Genomic DNA, 3,935 nt, shown 5'->3' with positions numbered 1-3,935 from the left:
CCTCAGCGCCGGGCGCGATGGCGGCGGTGCGCTGTTCATGCGCGGCATTGAGTTTGCGGCCGCGGGCGTCGTGCTGCTGTTCGGCGCAGGTCTGTTATTCGGCTACATCGCCGCCGAACGGACGACGTGTTTTTAGCCGCACCCGTGCCCCGGACGCAGCGCGGCTCGATTCCGAGCAGCGTCTATCTCTAACCGTCGCCCTGAGGTGCTCGCCTTGCCACGCAAGGCGAGCACCTCAGGATGACGGGTCGAAGGGATGCGTGCCGCCTCACACCGGCAGAAACCGCTTCAATGCCGGCATGAAGAAGATCCCGAGATTGATCGCAAAGCCGACGGTCCAGAGGATCGAGCGCAGTGTTGGGCGGTTGCCGAGATAGGTCAGCACATAGGCGATCCGGACGATCAGGAACAACGCCGCGAGCTCGTCGATCAGCCGCTGCGGCGAATCCCTGTATTCGGCAAGCAGCACCGCGAAGGCGAAGAACGGGAACGTCTCGATGCCGTTCTGGTGCGCGCCGAGCGCGCGCTGCGAGAGCGCGTCCTCGTAGAAGGCGGGGTCGCGCGGCCGGGAATTGTCGAAGCGGCGAAACCTGATCCATTTGACCGAGGCGATCGTAGACAGATAGAGCAGCAGCGCTCCAAAGACGCACCATTCCGCGAGTGTCATGAGCCCCTCCCGCCTGGGTGCGACCCTAGCGATGCCGGGCTCACCTTGACAAGTTCGGACCAACGCGCGACCCACAGGGCCATGACCAGTGTCGTCCCCATCGAGGCCGCGAGACCGGCCGCCCAAACCGCCTTGCCGCGCGTTGGCGTGCTCCTGATCAATCTCGGAACACCGGATACGGCCGATGCGCCGGGCGTGCGGGTCTATCTCAAGGAATTTCTCTCGGACGCCCGCGTCATCGAGGACCAGGGGCTGATCTGGAAAGCCGTGCTGAACGGGATCATCCTGCGCAGCCGTCCCCGTACCAAGGCGCTGGACTACCAGAAGATCTGGAACACCGAGAAGAACGAGTCGCCGCTGAAGACCATCACGCGGTCGCAAGCCGACAAGCTCGCCGCCGCACTGTCCGATCGCAGCCACGTCGTCGTGGACTGGGCGATGCGCTACGGCAATCCTTCCATCAAGTCGGGCATCGATGCGCTGATTGCGAAAGGCTGCGAGCGCATCCTGGCGGTCCCGCTCTATCCGCAATATTCCGCCTCGACCTCGGCGACCGTCTGCGACGAGGTGTTCCGCGTGCTGGCCCGTTTGCGCAACCAGCCGACGTTGCGGGTGACGCCGCCTTATTACGAGGACGCGGCCTATATCGAGGCGCTCGCGACCTCGATCGAGACCCATCTGGCGAGCCTGCCGTTCAAGCCTGAGCTGATCGTGGCATCCTTCCACGGCATGCCGAAATCCTACGTCGACAACGGCGATCCCTATCAGCAGCACTGCATCGCCACCACCGAGGCACTGCGGCGCCGGCTCGGCATGGACGAGACAAAGCTGCTGCTGACCTTCCAGTCGCGCTTCGGCAATGCCGAGTGGCTCCAGCCCTACACCGACAAGACCATGGAGCGGCTCGCGAAGGAAGGCCTGCGTCGCATCGCGGTGGTGACGCCGGGCTTTGCCGCCGACTGCCTGGAGACGCTGGAGGAGATCGCGCAGGAGAACGCCGAGATCTTCAAGCACAATGGCGGCGAGCAGTTTTCCGCGATCCCCTGCCTCAACGACAGCGAGCCGGGCATGGACGTGATCCGCACCCTGGTGCTGCGCGAGCTTCAGGGCTGGATCTGATGAGCGCCCCATGAACCGCCGCCGGTGCCTGGCGCTTCTTGGGATGATCGCGGCGCTGCCGGCCTCGGCGCTGGCGCAGCAGCCGAACGCGACGCGGCGGCTCGGCGTACTCTCTGTCACCGCTGCCGATGATGCGATCGGACAGACGCGCAGCATGGTCCTGGTCGAGGCGCTTGCCGGCCACGGCTGGAAGGAGCGCGACAACCTCAAGATCGACTGGCGCAGCGGTGGCGGCGACCGCGCGCGCATCGCGCAGCTCGCAGACGAGTTGATCGCGCTCAAGCCCGACATTCTGCTCGCAATCGGCACGCCCTCGGTCGAGGAGTTGCGCCGCCGCACCACGACGATCCCGATTGTGTTCGCCGTCGTCACCGATCCCGTCAGCCAGGGCTTTGTCGAAAACCTCGCGCATCCCGGCGGCAACGTCACCGGTTTCACCGATTACGACGGCCCGCTCGCCGGCAAATGGCTGGAGATGCTGACGCAGGTGGCGCCGCCCGTTCGCCGCGTGTTCGTCGTCTACAATCCCGAGACCGCGCCGTTCGCGCCCCTGATGCTGCGCACGGTCGAGGACGCCGCGCAGACGCTCCACGTGGCCGTCGAGCCTGCGCCCGTGAACGACGCCGGCTCGATCGCGGCACTGGCTACGCGCAAGGACGGCGGCTTCTTGGTCCTGCCTGATTTCTTCACCATGGCCAATCGCGCGCAACTGCTGGCGACGATCGGCGAGGCTCGCTTGCCGGCGGTGTTCTGGAGCCGGACCTTCGTCGAGGAAGGCGGGCTGATGTCCTACAGCACCGACAGCGCCGAGCAGCTGCGCCGCGCCGCCTCCTACATCGACCGCATCCTCAGGGGCGCGCTGGCGGCCGATCTGCCGGTCCAGAATCCGACCAGGTTCGAGCTGACGATCAACCTGAAGACGGCCAAGGCGCTTGGCGTCACGCTTCCCGCGGGCCTGCTCGCAATCGCGAACGATGTCATCGAATGATGCCGTCCGCAGCGGGACCCATGGCCGGATGTGTTAAGTTTGTCGCTAGGTCTGAGCCTGCGCGCTTTCAAGGGCCTTCCGCAAATACATATCGAGACCGCTCCCTCTCCATCCGTCTTGTCCAGAATTGCGCCGGTACCGACGTTACTTGCGACCGCTGAACCGGTAGGGTTGTGATCCCGACCAATGACAGCGCGGGAAGGGTCTTTTTCCTGCCTTGGAGGATATATGAGCGGTTTCGACATTTTCGCGATTGTTCTGGTGTTGCTCGTCATCGTCACGCTGGTGGCCGGTGTGAAGACGGTGCCGCAGGGCTATGACTGGACCATCGAGCGGTTCGGCAAATACACCCAGACGCTCAGCCCCGGGCTCAATCTGATCGTGCCCTATTTCGATCGCGTTGGACGCAAGATCAACATGATGGAGCAGGTGATCGACATTCCCGAGCAGGAAGTCATCACCAAGGACAATGCCACCGTGACGGTGGACGGCGTCGCCTTCTACCAGGTGTTCGACGCTGCCAAGGCGAGCTACGAGGTCTCCAACCTGACGCAGGCCATCACCGTGCTGACCATGACCAACATCCGTTCGGTAATGGGTGCGATGGATCTCGACCAGGTGCTGTCGCATCGCGACGAGATCAACGAGCGCCTGCTCCGCGTCGTGGATGCCGCGGTCTCGCCCTGGGGGTTGAAGGTCAACCGCATCGAGATCAAGGATATCGTGCCGCCGGCCGATCTCGTCGAAGCTATGGGCCGTCAGATGAAGGCCGAGCGCGTCAAGCGCGCCGACATCCTCGCCGCCGAAGGCCAGCGCCAGTCGGAGATCCTGCGCGCCGAGGGCGCCAAGCAGGGCCAGATCCTGCAGGCGGAGGGCCGCAAGGAAGCCGCGTTCCGCGACGCCGAGGCGCGCGAGCGTTCGGCCGAGGCGGAGGCGAAAGCCACGCAGATGGTGAGCGAAGCCATTTCCAAGGGCGACGTCGCCGCGTTGAACTATTTCATCGCCGACAAATATATCAAGGCGTTCGGCCAGTTCGCGGAGGCGCCGAACCAGAAGATCATCATGCTGCCGATGGAGGCCACGAGCATGCTCGGCTCGCTCGCCGGCATCGGCGAGATCGCCAAGGCGACGTTCGGTGAGAGCGCGGCCTCTGCTGCCGCC

4 protein-coding genes and 1 pseudogene are annotated in these 3,935 nt (G+C 64.7%); 4 read left to right on the top strand and 1 reads right to left on the bottom strand.

What is annotated here, in order from left to right; translation table 11 throughout:
* Positions 1-136 (top strand): annotated as a pseudogene (locus MOV75_RS29790) (nickel transporter); the annotation flags it as partial.
* Positions 137-268: 132 nt separating this feature from the next.
* On the opposite strand, the gene MOV75_RS29785 reads toward MOV75_RS29790, so the two are convergent.
* Complete coding sequence (locus MOV75_RS29785; protein WP_246931184.1) at positions 269-667, bottom strand: MAPEG family protein; 399 nt, start codon at positions 665-667, stop codon at positions 269-271.
* Positions 668-748: 81 nt separating this feature from the next.
* Here MOV75_RS29785 and hemH point away from each other — a divergent pair, with 81 nt between their 5' ends.
* The 3 genes from hemH to MOV75_RS29770 all read left to right on the top strand — a co-directional run.
* Positions 749-1,786, top strand: a complete 1,038-nt coding sequence (gene hemH, locus MOV75_RS29780) for a ferrochelatase (RefSeq protein ID WP_246931185.1) — start codon at positions 749-751, stop codon at positions 1,784-1,786.
* Between the two features lie 10 nt (positions 1,787-1,796).
* Positions 1,797-2,774 carry an ABC transporter substrate-binding protein gene (locus MOV75_RS29775; protein WP_247007111.1) on the top strand — a complete coding sequence of 326 codons (978 nt, stop codon included), beginning with the start codon at positions 1,797-1,799 and terminating at the stop codon, positions 2,772-2,774.
* 228 nt (positions 2,775-3,002) lie between these two features.
* Positions 3,003-3,935, top strand: a 933-nt coding sequence (locus tag MOV75_RS29770; RefSeq protein WP_247007110.1) for an SPFH domain-containing protein, incomplete at its 3' end; no start/stop codon positions are given.

It is taken from the genome of Bradyrhizobium sp. PRIMUS42, from assembly GCF_023006515.1.
Lineage (GTDB): Bacteria > Pseudomonadota > Alphaproteobacteria > Rhizobiales > Xanthobacteraceae > Bradyrhizobium.
This window is presented reverse-complemented; position numbering and strand designations above follow the sequence as displayed.

What these genes read in the sequence shown, in the direction of transcription:
- MOV75_RS29785 (WP_246931184.1), bottom strand. Translation starts at nt 667, where the DNA reads ATGACACTCGCGGAATGGTGCGTCTTTGGAGCGCTGCTGCTCTATCTG.
- hemH (WP_246931185.1), top strand. Translation starts at nt 749, where the DNA reads ATGACCAGTGTCGTCCCCATCGAGGCCGCGAGACCGGCCGCCCAAACC.
- MOV75_RS29775 (WP_247007111.1), top strand. Translation starts at nt 1,797, where the DNA reads ATGAACCGCCGCCGGTGCCTGGCGCTTCTTGGGATGATCGCGGCGCTG.